The sequence below is a fragment of the Leuconostoc falkenbergense genome (assembly GCF_014634805.1).
In the GTDB taxonomy this organism is placed as follows: domain Bacteria; phylum Bacillota; class Bacilli; order Lactobacillales; family Lactobacillaceae; genus Leuconostoc; species Leuconostoc falkenbergense.
This window is the reverse complement of the sequence record NZ_BMBS01000089.1, coordinates 1-1,606: the sequence shown is the minus strand read 5'-3', so window position 1 is coordinate 1,606 and position 1,606 is coordinate 1. Positions and strand designations below refer to the sequence as shown.

Below are 1,606 nucleotides of genomic sequence, written 5' to 3'. Positions count from 1 at the left end.
TTTTTCTACCAGAAGTCAAGTGTTTCAAGGCATTTAGCTTCTTTTTATGATGCTGCAATTGGTCATCAAGCACTACTAAAATAAACCGATGTCTTCACATTGGTTTTGCAAAATGTTAGGCTTATAAATGTACAATTCTAGCGCTTTGACGCTGTATCGTAATCGTACAATTGGTTATTCAAAACCAGATAGTGCATGGTTCGTAAGAGACGTGACATCGCACCAATAGCAATTTTCTTTGTTCCCTTTGACATTGAAGATTGCTTTTTCTTTTGATACCAATCATTGATATGATTTTGATGACCATAAGTTGCCGTACTAGCAATGTTACTAATGGCTTTGAATAGCACTTTTCTGGCGATTGTATTACCTCGCTTTGTGATGAACCCAGAACTTTTATAATCACCTGAATCATTAAATCGTAAGTCAATCCCGACAAAGGCATTCAATTTGTTACTAGTCGCAAAACGATGCAAATCACCTAATTCAGCGATTAGAGAAACCACTGTTTTGTCCGAAAATCCTGGTATACTCTGATAAATGTCATATTCAGGTAAATCTTTGGCCTGATCAACCATAGTCGCTAAGACATTGGCCTTGCTTTGAGATAACGCAATTAAGCGCTGCGCATAATAACGCACCTCGGTGACATTATACGAAGCAACGGCAACAGCAGGCGCTGATAGGATGCCAAGCGCCACTAGTTTATCAACGAGTCGTGTTAAACGCGCAACACCGATTTGACGACTGACGCTGCTTTGAATCGTATCGGATAACGTTTGTCGTGAATGCTTAGCCATTGTGGCATGAGGGATTAACGACACAATCTCCCAATATTGTTGGCTATCGGTAGTTGAAAACAAAGTTTCAATTTCTGGGAAAGTCAATTGAAGCAAACGATGTAGCCGATTTTTAGCGGACACAATATCGTGGTTTAACTGTTGGTAAAAACGACTCATATCTTGTAGTTCAATATAAATCGGATTCTGGACGTAACTTTTAGCACGCTTTAAAATGAATTGCGTTTCCGCCAAATGCTTGGCATCGTTAAGATCATTTTTGTTAGGACGTAATTGATCCAATTGCTTTTTAGCGGTCAAAGGATTCAGGCAAGTATAAGGATAATTGTGGGCCTCTAAGAAAGTTTTTAAACGTCTCGAATAAACGCCTGTCGCCTCAAACACGATATCTGGGAACGTATTAAACTGCATAATGACCGTATTTAACTGATTGAACCCAAAGACATCATGGGTGATCTTAAAATTCTGTACAACCTTACCATCAACAGCGACGGCAACTTGACTGGTTGCCTTCGAAACATCAATACCAATAACAGCGTGCATGAGTGCACCTCCAAAGAATAATTGATTGAAACAGTCACTGGCAGCCATCACCATCTAATTTTCTATACTCGACGTCTAGCGTCTAACTTACTAAGAACAAATTGTGTGGTAACGCCAGTGAAACGGCCACTTTTATTCACGACATCCAGTGCCAAAAAACTCCGCGACCTATGCTTCACAACCTATTTTAGAATAAATCAAAAATAGGTGAAGACTATCTCCGCCGAGATTAATCTTCACCTTTAATGTTAGTAAGTTTTATT

The 1,606-nt window shown here is 39.3% G+C and carries 1 protein-coding gene; it reads right to left on the bottom strand.

The annotated features are described in order from the left end of the window. Positions 1–137 precede the first annotated feature (137 nt). Complete coding sequence (locus IEU71_RS10060) at positions 138–1,343, bottom strand: IS110 family RNA-guided transposase (RefSeq protein WP_004914786.1); 1,206 nt, start codon at positions 1,341–1,343, stop codon at positions 138–140. Positions 1,344–1,606: the final 263 nt, after the last annotated feature.

Coding starts and splice junctions, on each gene's coding strand:
- IEU71_RS10060 (WP_004914786.1), bottom strand. CDS start 1,343: ATGCACGCTGTTATTGGTATTGATGTTTCGAAGGCAACCAGTCAAGTT.